This window comes from Legionella gresilensis (genome assembly GCF_900639865.1).
Classification (GTDB): domain Bacteria; phylum Pseudomonadota; class Gammaproteobacteria; order Legionellales; family Legionellaceae; genus Legionella_C; species Legionella_C gresilensis.
Map to the genome: position 1 here is coordinate 120,771 of NZ_CAAAHX010000002.1, position 22,589 is coordinate 143,359.

Here is a 22,589-nt window from a genome sequence, read left to right on the forward strand (position 1 = left end):
TTATGTTTGGCTTAAAAAAGAAATCCAATGAAGAGGCGTTAAAAGAACTGGTTATTGCTGCCCTAAAAACTGTCTATGATCCAGAAATACCGGTTAATATTTATGATTTAGGTTTAATTTACGATATCAATGTCGATGAAAAAAGTCACGTTCACATTCAAATGACATTAACAAGCCCTGGTTGTCCTGTTGCTCAAACTTTTCCAGGTACGGTAGAGCAGGCTGTCAATCAAGTTGAAGGGGTCAGTGATTGCACAGTAGAATTAGTTTGGGAACCCATTTGGACGCAAGATCGCATGTCAGAAATCGCAAAACTTGAATTAGGAATTTTTTATTAATGTCTTGGCAGCCTTCCGCAACTATCCCTACATTACGTCAACGTGCTGAACTTATTGCACAAATCCGCGATTTTTTTAATAAACGTGGTTACCTTGAGGTTGACACACCTTCTATGGCACGTTTCGGTATTACTGATGTTTATTTAAGTAATATTAAAGCAATCTTTCGTGAAAAAACTTATTATCTACAAACTTCTCCCGAATACCACATGAAAAGACTACTGGCCGCAGGGAGCGGCCCTATTTTTCAATTGGCGCGGAGTTTTCGTGATGATGAATTAGGACGCTGGCATAATCCTGAATTTACCATGCTTGAATGGTATCAATTAAATATTGATCATCATGGATTAATGACCGAGATAGATGAGCTGCTACAATTAATTTTATCTTGTCCTCCTTTAATTAAGAAAACCTATCAACGAGCCTTTATAGAAATTTGTGATCTAGATCCATTCATTGCTTCAATTAAAGATTTAAAATCGTGTCTTAAAAATTATGATTTAGATAATGTTTTAGCTAGCGATGAAGAGGATAAGGATCAATATCTATTTTTATTAATGAGTCACATAATAGAGCCTGGATTTGCTCATTTAAATGCGCCTGTCGCCATTTATAATTTCCCGCCCTCTCAAGCGGCTCTTGCGCAAGTGCATAATGGTGTTGCTGAGCGTTTTGAAATCTACTTTAAAGGCATTGAGCTTGCTAATGGTTTTCATGAGTTAACCGACGCTAAGATGCAAAGAGAACGCTTTGAAACAGACAACGTGCTCCGCCAAACTAAATCCTTAGAAAGGGCGGAAGTGGATGAATATCTCTTAAGTGCTCTAGAAGCAGGGCTGCCACCTTGTAGTGGTGTGGCTTTAGGCATAGATCGATTAATTACTTTAGCCCTCGACAAAACAGCTATAAGCTCCGTGTTAGCTTTTAATTTTATAAAAGCTTAGTAAGCAGAAATATAAGAATGATTTAGTAGAGTAGTAAGCCTTTAAGTTCGCATGATTTATATGATATGCAAAAAGTAAATATATCTTTAGCATAAGCCATTAAGGCTTAAATTAATAAATTTTAATTATTAAAATAGATACCGCTGAAGTTAAAAGAAAACTAAAGAGGCGTTGGCGAGCTATTAATTTCCAAAATTTCATCAGAGCTGTAACGATAATCTGGAGGCCATAAAGAGTTACTCCAGTTGAAATTAAATGTAGTAGTATTTTTATAATGCTTATTTGCCATTGCAAATATTTCACGAATATCAGAAGGTGAAAATTTACAGTCCATTAGTATCCATGGACAAGAAAGATGAGAGGCGTTTATAACGCACTGACCCAGGTTTTTATAAAGTTCAGCTTCAGATAAATTAGAGGATAGGTGAGAGCTTGGAATAATTATATGTACTATAAGCTGCGGAGCATGGATTTTATGTTCATTTATAATTTGAATTATTGCTTCTTCGCTAAAACCAACCGGGATAGGTCCTGATTTGCTTAATTTATTTAAACATTTTATAAAGTAATCTAAATTAATTGAGGGAAGTTTATTAGGTAGGTTGATAGTATCATAATGAAAAAGTGCGGCAGATTTTTGCTCATCAAAAGGCAAGCTAATATAGCAATTGATTATTTCAACAGGTTTTTTTTTGAAAAAATTAAGCTGTTCATTTGTTCTTGTAAGGGATTTGTTAAAATTAAAAACAAAATAATATCTATTTAATTTTTCTTGTGTATCCAACTTATTAAATACGAAGTTTAGCTCGTTAATTTCTTTATTGAAATCTTTGTCTAAATTGTCTTCATACTTTAGATGAGTAAATAGAATTTGTTTAAAATAAGCTTTATTTATCTTTTCTAATTCTGTAGTGGGCTCTATTTTTAATAGATCAAAAAAATTTAATAAATCTTTCATTTTGTTATAAGTCTTTCAGAGAGTGCTAATATTCTCACTTTGAGGCGAATGTTTCAATTATCTTTGATTAAAACAAAAATCTTAAAATTGCTATTCAATTTATTTGTAATCATTTTCATGTCTGATTGTGTATTTTTTTAATATCTAACTTTAGACGCATATTTTTAATAGTTATATTTACATGTTTTTATTTGGTTTTTCTAAGCACTTTATTGAGAATATTAGCAATAAAGCTTATAGTGACTATTTTTAAAAGTTGCTCTAATAAGCTTATTTTCAGGGATTTTCATGTTGAAGCACTTTAATTTATCTTCTCAAGCCAGTACGCCTAAACAATTGAATCAGAAAAAAGCTTTAATTATTTTTACTTATAGCCTCTTACTAATTAGTTTAATTTATTTTTTTTATTGGTTATTTTACGGACGTTATTTTGAAGTTACAGATAATGCTTACGTGGCTGGCAATATCATTCCTATTTCTACTCAAGTTATAGGTAATGTTACTAAGTTAAATGCAGAGGACACTCAATTTGTTCCTGAAGGGCAAAGTCTGATTGAATTAGATCCAACCGATAGCTTAGTAAATCTTGAACAAGCTAAAGCTAATTTAGCACTCGCTTTAAGGCAAACCCAACAATATTTTATTAACAATAGTCAATTACAAGCACTTGTTCAATCAAGACAATCAGATTTACAAAAGACTAAAATTGATTTACAACGACGGCAAACCGCAATTCGCCGAGGGGCAATTTCACAAGAAGAATTAACTCATGCTCAAGATAATTACAATGTAGCCAATGCAGCCCTTTTACAATCGCAAGCTCAGTGGGAAGCTAATATTGCGCTTACCCACAAAACCAGCATTATTAATCATCCTCATGTTAAACAAGCCATGGCTGCGCTAAGAAAAGCTTACCTTGATTATATCCGCAATACTGTTCGCGCACCTTTATCAGGTTATATTGCGAGGAGAGCGGTACAGATAGGCCAGCGTATTACACCAGGGCAAGTATTATTAGCCATTGTTCCCTTAAACCAAATTTGGGTTGACGCTAATTTTAAAGAAAAGCAATTGAGTAAAATTCAAGTTGGACAATCTGTGGTATTAACTGCTGATATCTATGGGAAAAAAATAAAATATCATGGCTATATTAGCGGTTTTTCAGCAGGTACAGGTAGTGCTTTTGCTTTGCTGCCACCACAAAATGCTACGGGTAATTGGATTAAAGTGGTACAGCGCTTACCTGTTCGTATTCTTGTTGATGAAAAAGAATTAAAAGCACATCCTTTACGTATTGGCTTATCAATGAAAGTAACTGTTGATACCTATCGACAACCCAAAAAACTAAACACATTAACTCGGCAGTCTTTTTATGAAACTACTATTTTTAATAATTTAATGGCGCAAGCAGACCATATTATTAATGAAGTTGTACAAGAAAATGTTCTTAAAACAACCGATTTAAAGGTTGCGGGTAAAGAGCCATTTATTAATATTAAAGCTATAAATAACCATGCAAAATTCTAATACGGTTAGTTATCCACCTTTAGAAGGTGGTAAGTTAGTTATAGCAACTATTGCTGTCGCTTTAGCGACTTTTATGATTGTGCTTGACTCTTCAATTGCAAATGTAGCAATTCCAACCATTGCCGGATCTTTAGGGGTTTCAATCGATGAAGGAACTTGGGTTATAACGCTTTTCGCGGCAGCAAACGCCGTTTCAATACCTTTAACTGGCTGGCTCACTCAACGATTAGGGCAAGTTAAGTTGTTTATTATAGCCATTGCACTCTTTGTTTTTGCCTCATTTTGTTGTGGTATTGCAACTAATCTTACTATGTTATTAGCAGCCCGTGTTTTACAAGGTTTGGCAGCGGGTCCCCTTATTCCTCTTTCGCAAGCCATTCTCTTAAGCTCTTACCCTAAAGAAAAAAGTTCGATTGCCTTAGCACTATGGGGAATGACTGCTACTGTGGGGCCTATTGCGGGGCCCGCGTTAGGCGGCTGGATAACTGATAGTTACAGTTGGTCATGGATTTTTTATATTAATTTACCTATTGGCTTTTTCGCCGGTATTGTAACTTGGATTATGTATCGCAAGCGAGAAACACCAACTTTACAATTACCTGTAGATAAAATAGGCCTATTTTTACTTATTCTTTGGGTTGGTGCTTTTCAGATTATGCTCGATAAAGGCAAAGATTTAGATTGGTTTAACTCTACAACTATTATCCTTTTAGGATTAATCACCATCATTAGTTTTGGTTATTTTTTAATTTGGGAACTAACAATTAAAAATCCCATTGTTGATCTACGCTTATTTAAACGGCGCAATTTTACTGGCGGAACAATTGCTATTTCAGTTGCTTATGGTGTTTTCTTTGGTACTTTTGTTTTATTACCTCAATGGATACAGCAAGATTTAGGTTACCCGTCTTTGCATGCGGGGCTAGTCATGGCGCCTTTAGGTATTTTTGCCGTTATTTTATCACCTTTGCTTGGTAAAATTTTACCAAAAACTGATGCTCGTATCATTGTAACCTTAGCTTTTATCCTATTTGGCGCTGTCTTTTATATGCGTTCCATGTATGTATCAACCATTGATATTAGCCATTTAATATGGCCTACTCTTTTGCAGGGTATCCCAACCGTTATGTTTTTTATTCCGCTAACTACTATTATACTTTCAGGTCTTAGTCCTGATAAAGTACCTGCAGCAGCAGGGCTATCTAATTTCGTCCGTATTTTTGCAGGTGCAATTGGTACCTCAATTACCAATACGCTTTGGAGTCATCGTGCTATTGTGCATCATGCAGACCTGACCGAACAAGCGTCATCGTATACCTTTATCTTTACAGATTTCTTAGCTCAACTAAGAGACATTGCTGGCCTTAATCAGGAACAACAATATGCTGTTTTTAATTATATGGTAAATAATCAATCTAATATGCTTGGGCTTAATGATATATTTAGAGTATCTGCATTTATCTTTATTACTTTAATTCCTTTAGTTTGGATTACTAAACCTAATAAAGCTAAATTTAATGACTTAAGTTCTGCGGCTCATTAAAACATGATTAAATCAAACGCCTATAATTTTTAGCACATTACCAAAAAATTAACTATAAAAATTAAAGTTATACTCAGGTAACAAAAACTCTACTATACCCATTTTTATTACGTTTAAGTTTTAAATTATTTACCAAACAGTTCATAAAACCTTAAGTTTAGCTAATTATAATCCAACGGCTATAAAGACTGCATAATAAAATTAAAATGACAATAAAAGAAAAAACCAGTGGACTAAATGAAATTCCTATTGTTCATTATTTATGGGTAGGCCCACCCACTAGAAATAATCTTTCAAGTATTGCAGGCCATGATCTTGTAGGCCCAATACAAATGGCAAAGGCACTTCAAGGACAAAAAAATAATAATATAGGGACTATTAATCCAATAAAATTTTGGTGCTTAAAGAAATATCTAAAAACCTATGAAGATGAATTTGCCCGCGAAGGGGCGAATATAGAAGTTTGTGCTATAGAGGATTTGTTAGAAAAAGAACGTAATGATTCTATATTTATAAAGCATATAACATTGATTACCAACCTTCTAAACACTAGTCTTTTAAAAAATGATAAAGAAAGCTTTGTAACCTTTAAAGATTGCTTTTCGTTATTTTTATTAGCTACACAAGGTGGTTATTTTTTTGATACCAATATTTTTCCTGTTTCAGGTAAAACAGTAAATTTGCCGCAGCTAGATACAGTCAAAACAGCACGTTCAGGTTTTCAAAGTAGTAATGACTTTTTTATGATGTTTTCGCCTAGGCGTGCTGATCCTATTATGTTAAAAATTTTGGAAAAATGGGAACAATATCCCATCCTAGGAGGACTACACGCATTTTCTATTGATACAGAAATCCCTTTTTTTGATAAATTCAAACAAATTGATGAAAGTATGGGCGTGGAAAAGAAAAGTTATAAATCTTATCTTATACAAAGTGATGTATGGGGTTTATTTTATTGGACCAAACGGCTATATCTTACTTCCGATGAGTACGAGAATTACCTTAAATATAGTGATATTGATATACAAGCACCTTATCCTGAGAGTAGGAGAGTATTAGAGCTCTGTAGCCTATGCTATGATGCAGACCCAAAGAAAAATTGGCGCTCAATTCCCTTTCTTACTGATAAAGCATTTATATCAGATAGGAATAATATTTATTACGTCGATAAGAAAAGAGACATATTTGTACCGGTATACCAAGGTACAACAACGATACATGATAATTTTCCTCATCCCTTAGAGCCTAAATTAAATCATGTGGTATTAGCGACTGTACATAAGTTAAGCAATATAATGAGGAGCGTGAATACTGCCCAAGTTAGCCTTCCTTACATGGTCAATATTGATAAATGCACTATTTTACATCAAGCCGTTTTACTTAATGATTTTAACAAGGTCCAATCTTTACTAAAGGCAGGGGCAGATTTAAAATTAAAAGCGACTTATGAGCTTACACAATTTCCTAATCCCCCGGTTCCTTTACATTTAAGTGCCAAAGAGCTTGCCAATTATGTAGGACATATTAAAATTGAGGAATTAATAGCCACCTACGAGCCTACGGAAACATACAAACAGCCCATATCTATTGAACAGGATGAGCGATTTCAAGAACAATCTAAGCACTTAATGGAGCAAGATCCTCAGTTTTCTCAACTGTGCGCAGACATTCGTCGTGTTATTGACAACTTTAAAAAAAGAAGCTTAAGCTTTTTCTCCTTTAATATGATGAAAAAAGCCACATTAATTGAAGAGGCATTGCAACAAGCTGAAAATATACATAAACAACTACCATTTAATTCCTTAGAAGATTTTTTAAATTATAAAACCTTTACTATTAATGATTTTGGAGGCGATAAGATGATGAGTATTAAAGATGCTCTAAATTTTTGTCGCTTAACTCAAGTACCTAAAACAAGAACATTAAAAGAGATAGAGTCTCTATATCAAATAACTATTTAAACTTAGAAAAAATATTTCAAAACCACTTCTACACGTCTGCCTTGCGGCTTGTCCGCGGGATCCAGTAAAGTTAGCTAGCTTTATTTAAAGTTAATCAGTGACGACCCCAAACCGACAAAGGCTTTGATAATCACATTGTTGGCAGATAGAGAGATGAAGGGGATTAGGAGGACAATGTCCTTCACTGTATTCTTGAATTAATTGATAAAGTTGTGCCTGCCATGAAGCTATGCGAGAAGACCATGTTTCACCTTCATCAATACAGGCAAGACCTTCAATTGGCCAGCGGTTTTCACTTAAGCCTTTTGCTATCACTTCACCTTCTTTAAGACCGGTAAAAATTAATGTATTGATTGCTTCATCAAGTAAGGCATAAAGTAATAATTGAGGTTCACGTGGGCGTTCCTCACGCCAAGGTAAATAATTAGGAATATTAGTTTTATAATCAATCACGCATTTTTTACCATCTGGAAACTTATCTAGTCTATCGATGCGCAGATTAAAATCAATCCCAGCTAACTGCACTGTAAAAGCATGCTCAAGTGCTTCAACTTCAAAAGGTGGGCGTTGTTTTTCCCACTCAAGGCAACAAGCTACTAAAATTTTAATTCGTGTTAGTTCAATTTCTTGAATCAAAGGTGGAAAAGAATATTGTCGTAATTGTTTATAAGGTGCAAGAGCCTTTTCTATTGAGTGTTCAATTAAGGTATTTAATTCATCTTGTGGTAAAGTTAATAGTCTTTGTTGATTCTTAAGATTTTCCCAAATAAGCTCTAATACGCGGTGAATAATTTGACCGCGTTCAATAGCACTGGGACCATGGGAAGTCTCTAGTGCTTTTTTAACATGTAAACGATGGGCAGCAAAAGCACGAAAGGGGCATTTTGCTTGGTTAGCTAACAAAGCAGTGCCTCCCGTTACCTGTTCTTCGTTTAGTAAAGCTATTTTATATTCTTCGTGATAAGTTTCCCAAGCAGTCTTTAATGAATCTTTTTGTTTAGGATGGTAGTTCATTTTAAAATTAGCCACTAAAGGACTTGGCAGATTCGCTTTGTCTTTAGATAAGCGGGAATAACTCAATACACATTGCGTGCTACAATGTTTTAAGCGATTAAACATTTTTTGAGCTAATTCTAGTTGAAAATTCGAATTTATAAGAGGAATCTCTTTTTCTTGCTGTAATTTTATAGGAACAAAGGCAGATAATTTAATTTTAGGCGGCATATTCTCATCCGTGAGGCGCATAATCCAGAGTGCATCAAATGTAGCGCCATTAGCGTCCAAAACATTATGAATTTGAACGGGTGCAGGCTTTCTTTCTGGTTGAAAAATGGTTGTAGCAGCTAATGTTTCTAAAGAAATAAGTGCCTCAGAAATGGTCATTTTTTCGGTTAATAAACTTAATTGCTTAAATTCCTCAAAAAGGGCTAAAAAGCGCTGATAACATTGATAGTTGTCAGAATCTAACGCATATTCTCCAGGAAACCCTAATAGAGATAATCGTTTGATAAATAAATTAATCCATTCTTGCGGTGTAGCTGAATGAGGGTAGCTTAGTAGCGATTGTAATAGCTTAGTTAAGCCCGGGGCTGTCATTTGTAATTCATCGAGCCAAGCTGTTTGATCAAAAATTTCTTCTTGCAAAAAACGAGATTCTTGCATGATTTGGCTGCGACAAAATAATTCTGAGTAGGAGCCACTAAGATAAGGCGAGTAGAGTAATAAACGCGCTTGATGATTTGTTAATGTTTTCCCGTTTAAGTTTAACCAACAAAGTGCATGCGCCACTAATTCATAAGTATTTAAAGTTTGTCCTAATGAAATATTAAATGTTGTAGGAGGAAAGTGTTGATAGAGGAATCTTTTTAAAGGTTGGATTTGTATTTCTAGATCGGGAGCCACAATACCAATTTTAATCCCATCCTGAGCTAATTGTTCTTTAAGCCAATAAACAAGCTGGTAATATTCATCATAATCATCGTCTGCTACATAAAAGAAAGGCACTACTTCTTTAGGTGATAAATCTAGATGATGAAGTTGGCAGCCCTGTGTTAATAAATAATCCTGGAAAGTTTTTTGCTGTGGCGTGTAATAATCGAAGCAATACCAAACAAGGTTATCTACCTTTATCTCAAATTGCTGCTGTAAAAAAAAGGGAATTAATTGCTCTTCTGTCATTGCTGGCATATTAGATAGCGCAATTTGTAGTTGCTGTACCCAGTATTGAAATTTTTGTGTTTGTAGCGTGTGTGTAAAATAGGAGTGTTCGATATCAAGCTGCCAGCGTTGACAATAGATCCATGCATTTTGTACTTCATCAATGAGAGTTTGATTTAAAACATCCTGACTAATAATTTGCTTTAATAGATGGCGTAACTGTTGCGAGCTAAGGAGTAGTGGATTGCTGGTAGAAGGTTGTGAGTAGCAATATTTTTTAAAAAGCGTTAATAAGAAATCAGAATAGGAAAAGCACAAGGGTTTAGTATACCTAAACTTTGGGTAAGCATGGTAAAAATCAGCAAGTAGTGTTTGAGCCAAGCGTTGGTTAGGCGTAATAATCGTTGCGCCTTGCTGCATAAAATTAAAAACGGTGGCCCGTTGATCCATTGATAGCCTCTAAGGATGATTAGATTTAGAATGAGCTTTATCAATGGCTATAAGAGCAGGCCAAAAACGCTTACTGAAATAAACGGCAGCTAAACCGGTAAATAACATAAGCCATAGACCTATGATTAAAAGTAGCGATAAAAAAATACTTCCATAAAAAATAAAGAAATCTTGCCAGTGGTGCAGGCGATGGGTAAAAGTGGGTTCAAAGAAATAAAGATTAAGAAAGATCACAAGACTTATAAGAGCAGTAGCAATTAAAGCCATTAAGATGCCTATTAGAAAGGCATAAATCCAGGATTTAGGATAAGTAAGGTATTTAGTAAAAATAGCACCTAAGAAAATACCTGTAATTAAGGCGACTAAGAGCGCTGGAAAAAAAGGTAATACTGTACTTTGCTGCAAAGACAGTAGAACATACTTAGTAAAAAGTAAAAAACAAAAAGCAAAAATTGCAAAGAAAATTGCCCCTACCCAATTAGGATTTAATGGGTTCTTATTTTTATTATTATCCATTATCTTACCTTTATAGGCTTGATTAGAGCTCTTTAATTGTTATTGGCGTTTAATGAACTAAAGCGTATAACCACTGTACTTTTAGTGAATTTAGTTTTAATAACAGTTTAAAGGTGCACTATAGTTTATTATTATTTATTATAAATTTACGACTTTAAGCTATTTTTATTATTTAAAGCGTTGTTCACACATTATCTTTACTTTTCCACGGTATAGCGGGATCTGGATCCCGCGAACAAGTCGCGGGACGTTGGCGAAGAAGTAAATCGCTTTCTGATTTGTATCTGCCCCTTTACCACACTCTACACTTTGTCTTTTACTGTCACTGCCTCCCGCGGTATGCCTAGAGCTCGCGAACAAGTCGCAGGCGGAGAAATAAACCACCGCAGTTTTGTTCCTCACTATGCCTTCTTCGGCAGGTTTATCTCCTTATGCCTACTTCCCGCAGCTTGTCCGCAGGATCCAGTAGTTGGCTAGATTCTATATTGAGAAGGAAAGTAGGAGAGATATCAAACCAATCTCAAAATAACTTACTAATTTCTTATCTAGCATAAAGTAGAAACCTTCTAATGTTAAACTGGATAAGCGGACAAAAAAATAGTTTTTAGTTAATTTATTTATAAGGCATCAGGAAAGGTAATAGCGGGAAGGCATTCAAATCCTGGTTTAGACAATAAATAGCCTTGAAATAAAAAAACACCTTGTTCTTTAAGCCATTGATATTCTGAAATATTTTCGACTCCTTCAGCGATAACATTCGTATTAAGTGATTTGCAAACTTCTAAAATAGCTTTAACAACTGCTTGTCGCGCGGGATGGGCATCAATTTTTCGAATTAACTGCATATCAAGCTTAATAAAGTCTGGCTGTAAATTAAGTAGTAAATTCAAGCCGGAGTAGCCTGCACCAAAATCATCAATGGCGATGCGAATTCCTTTGCTTCGGCATTGTCTAACACTGTATAGAAAATCTTGCTGGTGATGGATAATTTCAGATTCAGGTACCTCAATGATAAGTTGGCTGGGATTTAGCTGGTTTTCTTTTATAGCATCAAGTGTTTTATCAATATAGCTACCGGCAGACAAACTATTAGGTAAGAAATTAAGGTTAATATTGCATGTTAATCCTAATTGCACCGCCAATTTAATGGCAAATTCTCTTGCTTGCTGATCAAAATCAGGCAGGCTTATCCTACTTACTTGTGCAAATATAAGCGTAGGAGGTTCATTATTAGGTCCTCTAATTAACGCCTCATAAGAGTATGGCACTTTGTTGATTACATCAACAATGGGCTGAAAAGCATAAGAAAAATTCACTTGTTGAGTCATTATGCTTTAACCTTAAAAAAATCACTTTTATGAGCCATTAGAACATTCTAAAAAGTCAATTAGTGGCTATAAAATATTCTAATAGGTTCATCCCTTATCAATAATGTAGCTGAAATTTACAATTTTAGCCAAAAATATTCATTTGCTTATATTCAACTAAATTGCGCTTTTTCATATTTTATCTACACTTTTAAATAGAAAAGGAAGCATAGGTGATAAAGTGGATATTACGCCTTTCTTTAAACTCATGGTTGATAAAAGTGCCTCAGATCTATTTTTTAGTGTTGGGGTACCGCCCTATATTAAAATCCAGGGTGCAGCTACGCCTGTCGGTCAAACACCATTAAAATCAATGCAAATGGCTGAGATTGCCGCATCAGTCATGAATGATAGCCAACGTAAAGAGTTTGAATCGACACTTGAGCTTAATATGGCTATCTCAATAACGAATGTTGGCCGTTTTCGGGTTAATGTGTTTAGGCAGCGTGGCGAAATTGCAATGGTGGTCCGTTACATAAAAGGCGAGATACCGCCTATGGAAGAGCTACAATTGCCACCTATATTAAAACAATTAATTATGGAATTACGCGGTTTAATACTCGTGGTAGGTTCAACTGGATCTGGTAAATCAACTACCTTAGCCTCCATGATTGATTATCGCAATGAAAATCAACGTGGCCATATATTAACAATCGAAGATCCAATTGAATACCTCTATAAGCATAAAAAATGTATTGTTGATCAACGAGAAGTGGGAATTGATACCTTAAGTTATGAAAATGCCTTAAAAAATGCCATGCGGGAAGCGCCTGATGTCATTTTAATTGGGGAAATTTTAGAAAGAGATATTATGAAACATGCGATTTCTTACGCACAAACTGGCCACTTATGCTTATCAACCTTGCATTCAAATAATGCCTATCAAGCGCTTGAGAGAATTGTTAACTTCTTCTCCAGTGAAGCAAGACCGCAGCTATTACAGGACTTAGCGCAGAATTTAAGGGCTATTATTTCCCAACGCTTAATTCCTGGTATAGAAAAAAGTAGAGTACCTGCAGTTGAAATCCTTATAAACTCACCTTATGTTGCGGATTTAATTGAAAAAGGTAAAATAGATGAAATTAAAGAGGCTATGGTTAAAAGCCGCGATTCAGGCATGCAAACCTTTGATCAGGCATTGTTTGATTTATATAAAGCAGGAAAAATAACGAAAGAAAATGCCATACGTTTTGCCGATTCTAAAAATAATGTAGGCTTACAAATTCGTCTAACTGAAGAAAAGGGCTTTGATCAGGATCAAAATAATCTATCTATTGAGGAAGACATTGAGTAAACATTGTCACATCAAATCTGAGCCACTATATAAATCATACCATTTTTTTATCTTTATCAAATTCTTTCTCTAGAGCTTTTGCTAATTCATTATGTTCTTTTTTAGCTGTAAATAAAGAATAATAATTTTTGGCAGGTTTTGAGGAGCGCCAAGTAATTTCTTTTTTTCGACCTAACTCTAGATATTCAGTTTTAGCTTTTGCAAAACTAATGGTACCGGCTTCAGCTTGTTTTATAAACTTTAGTTGTTCTGCTATGGTTGCTGGAAATTTTTTAACTTTACCATCTACAACTTCAGTGTGTGCCTCTCTTTGATAGCCAACGTTCCAATCTTTATGAAGCAGATACTGCTTTGCTTTATCTAAATAGAGCTTAGCTTTATATTCTTCTGAGGATTTAATTTTATCTTGATTTCTTGTTATTTTTTCAGAAAGATTAGAAATTTGTCGTTTATAATCTTTTTTTGGCTGTTCTCTAAAATTATCCAACCAAGTTTGATAAGGAGCAATTGACTCTAAAGCTTCGCAAAGTTCCTTGGCTTCACTTAATTGATTATAGCTTGTCAATGGTTGCTTATCTGTGTTAGAAACTATAATTTTTAACTGTTGTTCAAGGGAAGTTAAAAGATTTTGTAAGAGAAGATTTTTATCATCATAGTTTATTATCGTAAGCAGAGAAAAATGCTCTTTTGTACAATATTTCTCGATAATTTCTGTTAAATTTTTAAAGATATAACTTTCATATTGACTAGATATAAAATCTTTATCAAATTCAGGTATTTCCTTTAAAATTGGATGAATAGCTGGAATCTCTTTAGTTTCTTCTCGTAGATAAACTTCAGGTTTTTTTTCGGTTGCTTCTATATAAAATTTTGTACGAGTTTCATCATGGCTCTTCCTTACTTTACTATTTTTTTCTTGTTCCTTTTTGATTTCTTTTTCTTCTTGTATTTCTTTTTTCTCTTCTTGCTCTAATTGTTCCTCTTGGGTTGATTGATCCACTTTTAAAAATTCGAAATTTCCTGACTCTTTATAGCTAGTAATCCTTGATTTTAATAACATCGCTTCACAACTTAAAAAAGTTGGCGAAATTTTCTGGGAAAATTTATCATCCATTGCAATAATTTTATCCATTTGGATTTTTAGATCGTTCAACTTTGTTAAAGCATCTTCCTGTAATCTCTTTTTATTTTCTAGTTGGTTTAATTCTTCCTGTGTTGGTTGTGTCTGAGATTTAATGTGTTTTTCTAAATTATTTACATCATTTGAAATTTTATATATCTCAATAAGCGTCTCGTTTGCTTTATTTAAAACTCCATATGCATCTAGATAATAAGTGCGCACAAAATCATTTTGTAACTCTTTAGGCAGTTCTTCATAACGCTCAATAGCTGACTCTAAAAATTGACGTTTATAAAGAGCTTGTTTGTCAGGATTTTTACTGAAAGAGTCTAATTTAGAAAGAATTGTTGACATTTCTACATGTTTAACTATCGGTGTATGTGCAAAACCATGTTTTGAGAAATTAGGTATATTTGAATCTGTTAAGTAATGACTTAAGGGATAATCTTTGTCTTGTGGATATCGGCCATCTTCCTTTAAAAAGGAAATACAAACATTATAAGCGCCTAATTCATAATTGATATCAACTAAGTATTTAAAAGAGTTTTCGCCTCTAGCACTCGCCTTAATAGCGCGATAGTTAGTTTCTTCAAGTGCAGACTTAATAATATGCGGATTATCATCTACAAACACAACCTCATCTTCTTGTAAAACACCTATTGCGTAATTTTTAAAAGCCTGATAATGTAACCTTATCTCATCAAGCTTTAGGTTTTTACCACTTAGTAATCGATTTTCTCTTTGCCTTAATTTTTCCTCCGCTTTTTCTAGTTTTTCTAAAATTTCTTTCTTTCCTTCGAAAATGGCCTTTTGTTTCGCTATTTTAATTTGCTCAAGTCGTTTACTTATTTCATCTCTAAACTCTTTTACTTCACTTGTAATACTATCAAAATCCTTAAATGTTAGCATGATAGGAATATCAATGCCGGTTTTCTCTCTAATAAGAGTCTTTACATCCTCAACAAATCGGTTATCTTCCGCACTTTGGCCTCTATTAGTAGCGATAGCAACGTCAATACCTAATTTTTTCGCATAGTTTATGATAGTAACTAATTCTTCTTGTCGTTTTAAAGCACCAGGTTTTTCCAAATCGACTAGTGTATCGTCAACATCAAAGACAAGTAACTTGGGTGTTTTAGCATAAAGGGACCGTTGTTTTTTAGGTTCAGCTATTGACTCTAAGGTTTGTAAGTTTGCCATTAATGTTTTCTTTTTAGACGCGTTTGCACTATCTCTTAGAATTTCTAATTCACGAGCATTAATTTGTGACTGTTTAAACATTAAATCGCTTCTTGTCTCTTGTTCTCTTTTTTGCTCTTCATATTTTGCTAGATCTTTATCAGAAATGATCTTTTTCTCTAAATCCTCAAGGTATTTTGCCAAAATTGGAATATGATTAGGAGTTTGTGCTGTAAAATCGGCTTCCTTAATGATTTTTAGTACATCCTCTAGTATTTTTTTATATTGCCGTGGGCCAGGTTGTGCAGGTATTTTATCATCACTATTAAGGTCTTGTTCCTTATAAGTAGTTATTAACCTTTCAAGGGCAGCCTGAATTTCATCAAATGGCGGTATAAAATTTTTATTATCATCTACTAGGTAAAGTAAATCTCTCAATTGCGCTAAATAAACATCCAGTGGCTGGTATTTAGTTTCAATACTAGTTAACGCATTAGTTAAGATTGTTTTAGCACGCTTAATCAGTTGCTGTTGATTCTCAATAATCTTCTTTTCTTCTTTAATATGCTCTATCTGTGCATTCTTTGTTTTTAGATCTGCAAGAAGTGTTATCATAATTGGAATGTGACTGGGATCTTTTGGTGTTAAATCTACCTTCTTAATGATGCTTAGCACTTCATTAAGATATTAAGGAAATATGAAAAAAGAGCTCAGAATATAGCTTATATAGAGGGAAAAATGTCAAAATATTATAAAAAGGCAAATATCAGATTAATAGATAATAATTTTCAATAAATAAAGCCTAAGTATTAAATTTAGAAGTAACCATCTAATTTAATACTTAGTCACTTAAAAATAATATTCTACAATCCCCTAAAAACTCCAGTCATCAACATAAACACTAGGGCCGATATATCCGCCATACCAAGTGCTATAAGCATGGCCGCCATAATAGCCATTTCCCCAATAAGGGCTTGTTCCATAATAACCAACATTAGTAACATAATCAGTGGTTGCTACGGCAGGGACATAATTTGATTCGACAACGGTGCAGCTTGCAAGGAGTACAACAGGCGTTATTAAACTTAATAAAGTTACTATTTTTTTCATAATGGTTCCCTCCAATATGCCTGTATATAAATTATACATCAGGTTTTTAAATTAACAAGGAAACTTAATACATTGTATCTAACCTAATCTTGCTCTAAAATTAAACTAGGCTCACAAGAGGTAATAAAGATGAAAAAAAACGATAAAAATCTCGATCATCCTGAAGTTGAAGGTCTTAAAAATATTTGCCAAATAACGCCCAAAACTGATTCAACAAAAGATGTTTGCGACACGTTAAAGAAAAAAAATAAACCTAAATCATCTAAGACAACTAAAAAAGAGTCTTAAACTTCTTACCAGAAGTAATAAGTATTAGTTATTGTATAGATGAATCGGGCTAGCATAATTTTTAAAAAAGGGGCTTAATCTTCTTCTATACTAATTAGTATACTTTATGCTGCTAAGGAGCAGTAATGTGTCGCTTAGTTGCTTATATTGGCTCAGAAGTTTTATTAGATGAAATTTTAGTAAAGCCAAGTAATTCTATCGTGATGCAAAGTTTAAAGGCTCGAGAATCAACTGTACCTACGAATGGCGATGGTTTCGGCCTGGGTTGGTATAATCCAACCGTTAGCCCAGAACCCGCGTTATTTGTGTCAATTTTTCCAGCTTGGAGTGATCGCAATCTTTTAAGTTTAACAGCCAAGATAAAGTCAGATACGTTTTTCGCCCATGTTCGAGCCGCCAGTGTAGGCGGAACTAATAATTATAATTGCCATCCGTTTGTCTATAAACAATGGATGTTGATGCACAATGGTGGCATTAGTGATTTTATGTCAGTAAAGCGACACCTGCGTCACTTATTAGATGATGATATTTATAACTGGATTCAAGGTGAAACAGATTCAGAACATCTTTTTGCTTTATTTTTACAGCTTGCTAAAGATAAAGATTTATCCAATATTTCGATAATAGCAGATACCTTAGAAGAAACCTTTAAGCAGATTAAGTTTTTGGTAAAAAAATACGGTAAAACAGATGATCCATCCTTATTTAATATTTGTCTTACCGATGGCTTGCGCATTATTGCTAGCCGTTATTCTTCGAGTAAGAAGATAAAACCCGAATCGCTACATTATTCGGCAGGATCGCTTTGGCTGACGCCAAATGATAGATATTATCGACCTAAACGTGCTGAAGTGCATGATTGTGTATTAGTGGCATCTGAAAAATTAACCGATTTTGGCGCAGAATGGCAATCGGTACCTCCTAATCATCTTCTATTAGTTGATGCAGAGCGCCGTATTCATTTACATAAATTAAAAGTTTAATTTAAAGAGGCTATTTAAAAGAGTGCATTCATTTCATAATTTCGATAAAGTTGCTAGCTATTAAATTATTAAGGGGAAAAGGTGTTTACTACAATTATTAGTTTATTAGCCATTGCTATCGTTTGGAATCTTATTTATCGAGTGATACGGGGGCGAACGTCCTTTAGTCGAAAAGTTAAAACGACCATCGTTGTGTTACTTTTTTCCTCTTTAATTATACGTTTTAGCCATGATATTTATGCAAGCGTCTCTCGGTTGATGTTTTCTTTTAACAAACAAGGTGAAGTTGAGCTAGTAAATTCCCCTCTTAAAATACCACCCAATCAAGATGCAACTTATTGCCGTCAGTTTACTGACCAAAAGGGGCGGGTGATTGAAGTGGTTTCGTCTAGAGACGATGGCCGCTATTGCGGTGAATTTTGGCATTTTAAGTCGGATAAATCGATTCTTATTCCTTATAAGACTTTAAATAACAATCAAACTATTTACTGGGCTTCTCCATCATTGAAAATTATTGGCCCTAAATTTCAATAAATTTAAGTAAATCAATTGCCTATAAGGCCTAATAACAAGGCCTTACTACTTTTTTATCTAGGTAAAATGTAGTGAATTTATTTATAATAAATTCATTTTGATCTATTAAGAAGTTAAATGCCCAATTTTAAATTAATTGCGATTTGTTCTGATTCAACTATAGCAAATAGGGCCACAAAAGAGACATGGCGACAAAAGTTATTAGAGCTTAAGTTTTGTGAAATCAAAGAAATTAATAAAAGTGAGGGGATAATTCCTAATCTTAATGGGTACAATCCCAAAGATATTAAGGTCTTATTAATTACAGGTGAGCATGGCAGCATTGATTTATCAGTATTTAATGAAGTGTCATTGATAAAATGGCGTGAGTGGGTTGATAGGCATAAAAGTCGAGCCCCTCAGTTTGATATTATTATAACTGATTTATGTGATTCAACAGTCTTGTTATCTATTGGTATGGTCTCTTTATTAAAGCCTTCAGGATTATTCATTAGTTCTATTTCAACTTGTCATGGTATGCGAGATGCAATTATAAAGGAGGATCCGACTTGTTTGTATGATATACAAAAAGCGCTTACAAATTACATCCAAAATACAACTATATTAGGTGGTTGTAATATTTCCTTTGCAAAAAAGAGAGTCAATCCTTTTCCTCGTTCATTATTTTTTTCTGAAAAAATATCAGAAATTCATGATAAAAAAGTACCTATGACTTTTGAAGTGGATGAATTATTACAAAGACGAAAAGTAATTACGGTGATAAGATCAGAAGGGATTTTATCTAAAGAAAAAGATTCTCTTGTTGATTTTATTACCTCAGAGAAGGCACTGGCAGAATTATATTCTAATCAGCTTAGCTGGATGAAAGTAGGTTTATGGGTTATGGGTTTTCTTGTTTTTTTAGGAATAGTAAAATTATATGCCATGATTAATTCAGCTAAAGAAAATCTTGATACCTGTGACATCAATCCGTATCAATTTTAACTGTTGCAGTGTTTAACCGTGGCAGACAACTGCTAAGTGTTATGCACGCAATGACCTTTAAATTGTAACACCAATAAATTGTCATACCCGCCAAATCAATCCTACTCGCCAATTCTGTCATACCCGCGTAGGCGGGTATCCATTAATAGCCTAGCACCAAGTAAATAATAAAATTCCTTACTTAGATTAAACTACCTAGTACAATTCACTATTCATTTAACTTGCAGAATGAATACCTACGTAGGCATGACAATAGATTTTACCAAGCTTATAAATTAAAACCGTACCGCGCATAACGCGCGGTATCTAACAATATTGGAATTAAAAAGGCTTATTTAAGGTAATCATGAATAACTTTACCATAAGGTAATGTCAAATCAGATATAATATGAACTGCAGAGACAACTCTTTTTACTGGCAGTGATGCAACAGGTGCCATGGCGTGATGAAAAAGTTCAAGTTGAGCAGGGCCAGACCAAGCTCCTTTAATGATTACATCAGAAAGCCGATATTCCACTAATTCACAAATTCGAGTTGTACCATCAACATGAGGGATTATTTTTAAAAGATAAGAGGGACTGGTTAGGGCTGATAAGACTTTTTCCTCTTCTACCGATTCATATTTGTATCCCATTGTTGCGGCTGCAATACGTGTAGAGCCATAATCAAGTGTACCAATTAAAGTTTCTTGCTCAACAAAAAGATTAGGATTAGCTAACTTTTTAGGAAAACCCCATATTTCCCGCCCACCTGCAATAGGTGATAAATCATCTAAGTACATAGCATGCGTATAGCCTCCCGCAGCTCCATTAAAATACACTGGAATAACTTGACCTGATTCAGTATACGAGCCAAATCCAGTACTATCCGGCATACGAATGACTTCAAATTTGACTATAGGTTCAGTAACTTCTAAGGGTGCTGGTACAACTTCGCGTAGAACATCCATGTCTGTTTCATAAGTAATAATAAAATATTCCCGATTAATAAATCGGTAAGGCCCACGCGGATAAGAAGGGCAATTTAGGGGCATTGCAAAAGCATTTTCTCTAATTTGTGATTCGTTCATAATAGACTCCACCTTACTCGATTTAGTATTAATCGCTATTCCATAACCCAGCCATGTGAAACAATTAAGGATTGACCGGTTAGTGCATTCGATTCAAAAGAAGCAAAAAAGAGCGCTGTTTGGGCCACGTCCTCAGTTGTAGTAAACTCACCATCAACTGTATCCTTTAACATGACATTTTTAATGACTTGTTCTTCCGTAATGCCAAGCTCTTTGGCTTGTTCGGGTATTTGCTTATCAACTAGTGGTGTACGCACAAAGCCTGGGCAGATTACATTCGCCCGAACACCATGGGCAGCACCTTCTTTAGCAACAACTCGGCATAAACCTAATAAACCATGTTTGGCAGTAACATAAGGTGCTTTAAGTTTTGACGCTTCTTTTGAATGCACCGAACCCATATAAATAATACTACCTCCACGGTTAGAGGCGTACATATGCTTAAGAGAGGCACGAGTTGTAAGGAAAGCCCCATCTAAATGAATAGCTAGCATTTTTTTCCAATTGGCATAAGAAAGATTTTCAACAGCGTCAATAATTTGTATTCCTGCGTTACTAACTAAGATGTCTATGCCACTGAATTGATCTGCAACGGAATTAATTCCCTGATTCACTTGCTCTTCATTGGTGACATCCATCGCAACTGCTATAGCAGAATGACCCTGACTCTTAATTTCCTCAGCTACAAGTTCTGCTTGGGCAAGATTTAGATCGGCAATAGCTACTTTAGCGCCTTCGCGAGCGTAAACGAGCGCAATTTCTTTACCAATTCCGCTGGCAGCGCCAGTAACAACAGCTACTTTATCTTTTAAGCGCATGTCTTAATATCCTTATTTAAAGTAGTACTGTTACCAGTATAGCAACGATTTTATGATTTGGTTTTGCGCTAATAAAAAGACTTTTAGTGAATAAGGGCAATCACTAAAAGTCTTGAATAATATACGTTAGAGAAATAATAACAGATTAGTAATAATAGTAAGGATAATTGTTATAGCCATAGTAACCATTATAACCATTATAATAATAACGGTCTTGAGATTGACCAACTGCATTACCAATTAAAGCACCGGCGCCAGCACCTACAGCAGTTCCCCAACCGCTACCGCCAGAAGCAGCATAGCCAATACCTGCACCTGCAAGGCCGCCACCAACTGTACCTACTTGAGCGTTTGTACAGCCTTCAAGTAAAGGCATTGATAATCCCACTACAAGCAAAAATGGTAATGTTTTTCTCATGATTTTCTTCCTATTTTTAGTTCCCTCAATAAACATATTAGTACATTTTTATATAAAATGACTAAAATAAAATCAAAGACATATGAATAACCTTGTTAAATTGGTATTCCGCCAGTAGTATTAAAGAAGGGATTTTTTGGGAGAAAACATTATGTTTCGCGGTAGTATGGTTGCATTAGTGACCCCATTAGAAAATGATAAAGTAGATGTAGGGCGCTTAAGGGAATTAGTTGAGTTCCATATTGAAGCCGGGACGCATGCAATCGTTGCTGCGGGTACTACAGGTGAAGCAGGAACATTAACTCACGATGAAAAATATTTAGTCATTAAGACTGTTATTAATCAAGCTCGCGAACGAATTCCAGTGATTGCAGGCACAGCTGCAAATGCAACGAAAGAATGTATTGAGTTAACCAAAATGGCAATGGAATGTGGTGCTCATGCTGCTTTAATTATGACGCCTGCTTATATTAAGCCGACTCAAGAAGGGCTTTATCAGCACTACAGTCAAATTGCAGCTGCAGTACCTATACCCTTAATTCTTTATAATGTGCCTAGTCGCACTGCCTGTGATATGTTACCCGAAACGGTTGCAAGGCTTGCTCAAATTTCTAGTATTGTCGGTATAAAAGAGGCAACCGGTAAAGTAGAGCGTTTGAAGGAAATTTTGCAATTATGTGATTGCACACTTGATATTTATAGTGGTGATGATGATACTGCAGCTGAATGGCTTATCGAAGGTGCTAAGGGTGTCATTTCAGTCACTGCTAATGTGGTACCTAAGCAAATGGCGAAATTGTGTGAGGCAGGTCTTGCTGGTGATAAGGAGCAAGTAATTAATATCAATAAAACAATTCAATCCTTACACCGGCTGCTTTTTCTTGAAGCTAACCCCATTCCTACTAAATGGGCTTTAAGCAAGATGGGATTAATAGGGCCGGAACTGCGTTTACCACTTACGCCTTTATCTAGAGAACATCAAGAACCTTTAGAGCAAGCCTTAAAGCAATTGCAATTAATTTAATGAGGTA

20 protein-coding genes are annotated in these 22,589 nt (G+C 34.7%); 11 read left to right on the forward strand and 9 right to left on the reverse strand.

The window, feature by feature from the left end:
- Nucleotides 1-2: 2 nt before the first annotated feature.
- Both E1P04_RS02390 and epmA read left to right on the forward strand, forming a co-directional pair.
- Nucleotides 3-338 (forward strand): SUF system Fe-S cluster assembly protein, encoded by a 336-nt coding sequence (locus E1P04_RS02390; protein WP_131781331.1) that lies wholly within the window; start codon nucleotides 3-5, stop codon nucleotides 336-338.
- Complete coding sequence (epmA, locus tag E1P04_RS02395; protein WP_131781332.1) at nucleotides 338-1,282, forward strand: elongation factor P--(R)-beta-lysine ligase; 945 nt, start codon at nucleotides 338-340, stop codon at nucleotides 1,280-1,282. The genes E1P04_RS02390 and epmA overlap by 1 nt, the downstream gene beginning before the upstream one ends.
- A 160-nt stretch (nucleotides 1,283-1,442) precedes the next feature.
- Here epmA and E1P04_RS02400 read toward each other — a convergent pair whose 3' ends face one another.
- Nucleotides 1,443-2,240 (reverse strand): J domain-containing protein, encoded by a 798-nt coding sequence (locus E1P04_RS02400; protein WP_131781333.1) that lies wholly within the window; start codon nucleotides 2,238-2,240, stop codon nucleotides 1,443-1,445.
- A 288-nt stretch (nucleotides 2,241-2,528) separates the two neighbouring features.
- On the opposite strand from E1P04_RS02400, the gene E1P04_RS02405 reads away from it, so the two are divergent.
- The 3 genes from E1P04_RS02405 to E1P04_RS02415 all read left to right on the forward strand — a co-directional run bounded on the left by E1P04_RS02405 (nucleotide 2,529) and on the right by E1P04_RS02415 (nucleotide 7,271).
- On the forward strand, nucleotides 2,529-3,767 hold the full coding sequence (locus E1P04_RS02405; protein WP_131781334.1) for an HlyD/EmrA/EmrK family protein: 1,239 nt from the start codon (nucleotides 2,529-2,531) through the stop codon (nucleotides 3,765-3,767).
- On the forward strand, nucleotides 3,754-5,310 hold the full coding sequence (locus tag E1P04_RS02410) for a DHA2 family efflux MFS transporter permease subunit (RefSeq protein WP_131781335.1): 1,557 nt from the start codon (nucleotides 3,754-3,756) through the stop codon (nucleotides 5,308-5,310). Before E1P04_RS02405 ends, E1P04_RS02410 begins: the two co-directional genes overlap by 14 nt.
- A 206-nt stretch (nucleotides 5,311-5,516) precedes the next feature.
- A complete protein-coding gene (locus E1P04_RS02415; RefSeq protein ID WP_131781336.1) occupies nucleotides 5,517-7,271 on the forward strand; it encodes an ankyrin repeat domain-containing protein in 1,755 nt (584 codons plus the stop codon).
- Nucleotides 7,272-7,361: 90 nt separating this feature from the next.
- Here E1P04_RS02415 and E1P04_RS02420 read toward each other — a convergent pair whose 3' ends face one another.
- The 3 genes from E1P04_RS02420 to E1P04_RS02430 all read right to left on the reverse strand — a co-directional run bounded on the left by E1P04_RS02420 (nucleotide 7,362) and on the right by E1P04_RS02430 (nucleotide 11,722).
- Entirely contained in the window at nucleotides 7,362-9,878 is a 2,517-nt protein-coding gene (locus E1P04_RS02420) for a PD-(D/E)XK nuclease family protein (protein ID WP_131781337.1), read from the reverse strand.
- Nucleotides 9,879-9,887: 9 nt separating this feature from the next.
- Nucleotides 9,888-10,394, reverse strand: a complete 507-nt coding sequence (locus tag E1P04_RS02425) for a hypothetical protein (RefSeq protein ID WP_131781338.1) — start codon at nucleotides 10,392-10,394, stop codon at nucleotides 9,888-9,890.
- Nucleotides 10,395-11,011: 617 nt separating this feature from the next.
- Entirely contained in the window at nucleotides 11,012-11,722 is a 711-nt protein-coding gene (locus E1P04_RS02430) for an EAL domain-containing protein (RefSeq protein WP_242604369.1), read from the reverse strand.
- 220 nt (nucleotides 11,723-11,942) lie between these two features.
- Here E1P04_RS02430 and E1P04_RS02435 point away from each other — a divergent pair, with 220 nt between their 5' ends.
- Entirely contained in the window at nucleotides 11,943-13,055 is a 1,113-nt protein-coding gene (locus E1P04_RS02435) for a PilT/PilU family type 4a pilus ATPase (RefSeq protein WP_131781339.1), read from the forward strand.
- A gap of 34 nt (nucleotides 13,056-13,089) precedes the next feature.
- Here E1P04_RS02435 and E1P04_RS02440 read toward each other — a convergent pair whose 3' ends face one another.
- Nucleotides 13,090-16,029, reverse strand: coding sequence for an HAD family hydrolase (locus E1P04_RS02440; protein WP_131781340.1), 2,940 nt, complete (start codon nucleotides 16,027-16,029; stop codon nucleotides 13,090-13,092).
- Nucleotides 16,030-16,227: 198 nt separating this feature from the next.
- Nucleotides 16,228-16,464, reverse strand: coding sequence for a hypothetical protein (locus E1P04_RS02445; RefSeq protein WP_131781341.1), 237 nt, complete (start codon nucleotides 16,462-16,464; stop codon nucleotides 16,228-16,230).
- Between the two features lie 129 nt (nucleotides 16,465-16,593).
- Between E1P04_RS02445 and E1P04_RS17545 the strand changes: the two genes are divergently transcribed.
- From E1P04_RS17545 to E1P04_RS02460, 4 genes are all read left to right on the forward strand, one after another.
- On the forward strand, nucleotides 16,594-16,752 hold the full coding sequence (locus E1P04_RS17545) for a hypothetical protein (protein WP_165482656.1): 159 nt from the start codon (nucleotides 16,594-16,596) through the stop codon (nucleotides 16,750-16,752).
- 125 nt (nucleotides 16,753-16,877) lie between these two features.
- On the forward strand, nucleotides 16,878-17,735 hold the full coding sequence (locus tag E1P04_RS02450) for a class II glutamine amidotransferase (RefSeq protein ID WP_131781342.1): 858 nt from the start codon (nucleotides 16,878-16,880) through the stop codon (nucleotides 17,733-17,735).
- Between the two features lie 81 nt (nucleotides 17,736-17,816).
- Nucleotides 17,817-18,269, forward strand: a complete 453-nt coding sequence (locus E1P04_RS02455; RefSeq protein WP_131781343.1) for a hypothetical protein — start codon at nucleotides 17,817-17,819, stop codon at nucleotides 18,267-18,269.
- 117 nt (nucleotides 18,270-18,386) lie between these two features.
- Nucleotides 18,387-19,253 (forward strand): hypothetical protein, encoded by an 867-nt coding sequence (locus tag E1P04_RS02460; protein WP_131781344.1) that lies wholly within the window; start codon nucleotides 18,387-18,389, stop codon nucleotides 19,251-19,253.
- A 331-nt stretch (nucleotides 19,254-19,584) separates the two neighbouring features.
- Here the strand turns inward: E1P04_RS02460 and E1P04_RS02465 are convergent, their stop codons facing one another.
- The 3 genes from E1P04_RS02465 to E1P04_RS02475 all read right to left on the reverse strand — a co-directional run bounded on the left by E1P04_RS02465 (nucleotide 19,585) and on the right by E1P04_RS02475 (nucleotide 21,558).
- Nucleotides 19,585-20,322, reverse strand: a complete 738-nt coding sequence (locus tag E1P04_RS02465; protein WP_131781345.1) for an acetoacetate decarboxylase — start codon at nucleotides 20,320-20,322, stop codon at nucleotides 19,585-19,587.
- A 35-nt stretch (nucleotides 20,323-20,357) separates the two neighbouring features.
- Nucleotides 20,358-21,140 (reverse strand): 3-hydroxybutyrate dehydrogenase, encoded by a 783-nt coding sequence (locus E1P04_RS02470; protein WP_131781346.1) that lies wholly within the window; start codon nucleotides 21,138-21,140, stop codon nucleotides 20,358-20,360.
- Nucleotides 21,141-21,285: 145 nt separating this feature from the next.
- Nucleotides 21,286-21,558 carry a glycine zipper domain-containing protein gene (locus E1P04_RS02475; protein ID WP_131781347.1) on the reverse strand — a complete coding sequence of 91 codons (273 nt, stop codon included), beginning with the start codon at nucleotides 21,556-21,558 and terminating at the stop codon, nucleotides 21,286-21,288.
- Between the two features lie 151 nt (nucleotides 21,559-21,709).
- Between E1P04_RS02475 and dapA the strand changes: the two genes are divergently transcribed.
- The gene (gene dapA, locus E1P04_RS02480; protein WP_131781348.1) at nucleotides 21,710-22,582 is read left to right on the forward strand and encodes a 4-hydroxy-tetrahydrodipicolinate synthase; all 873 of its coding nucleotides are present in this window, start codon (nucleotides 21,710-21,712) and stop codon (nucleotides 22,580-22,582) included.
- Nucleotides 22,583-22,589 lie beyond the last annotated feature (7 nt).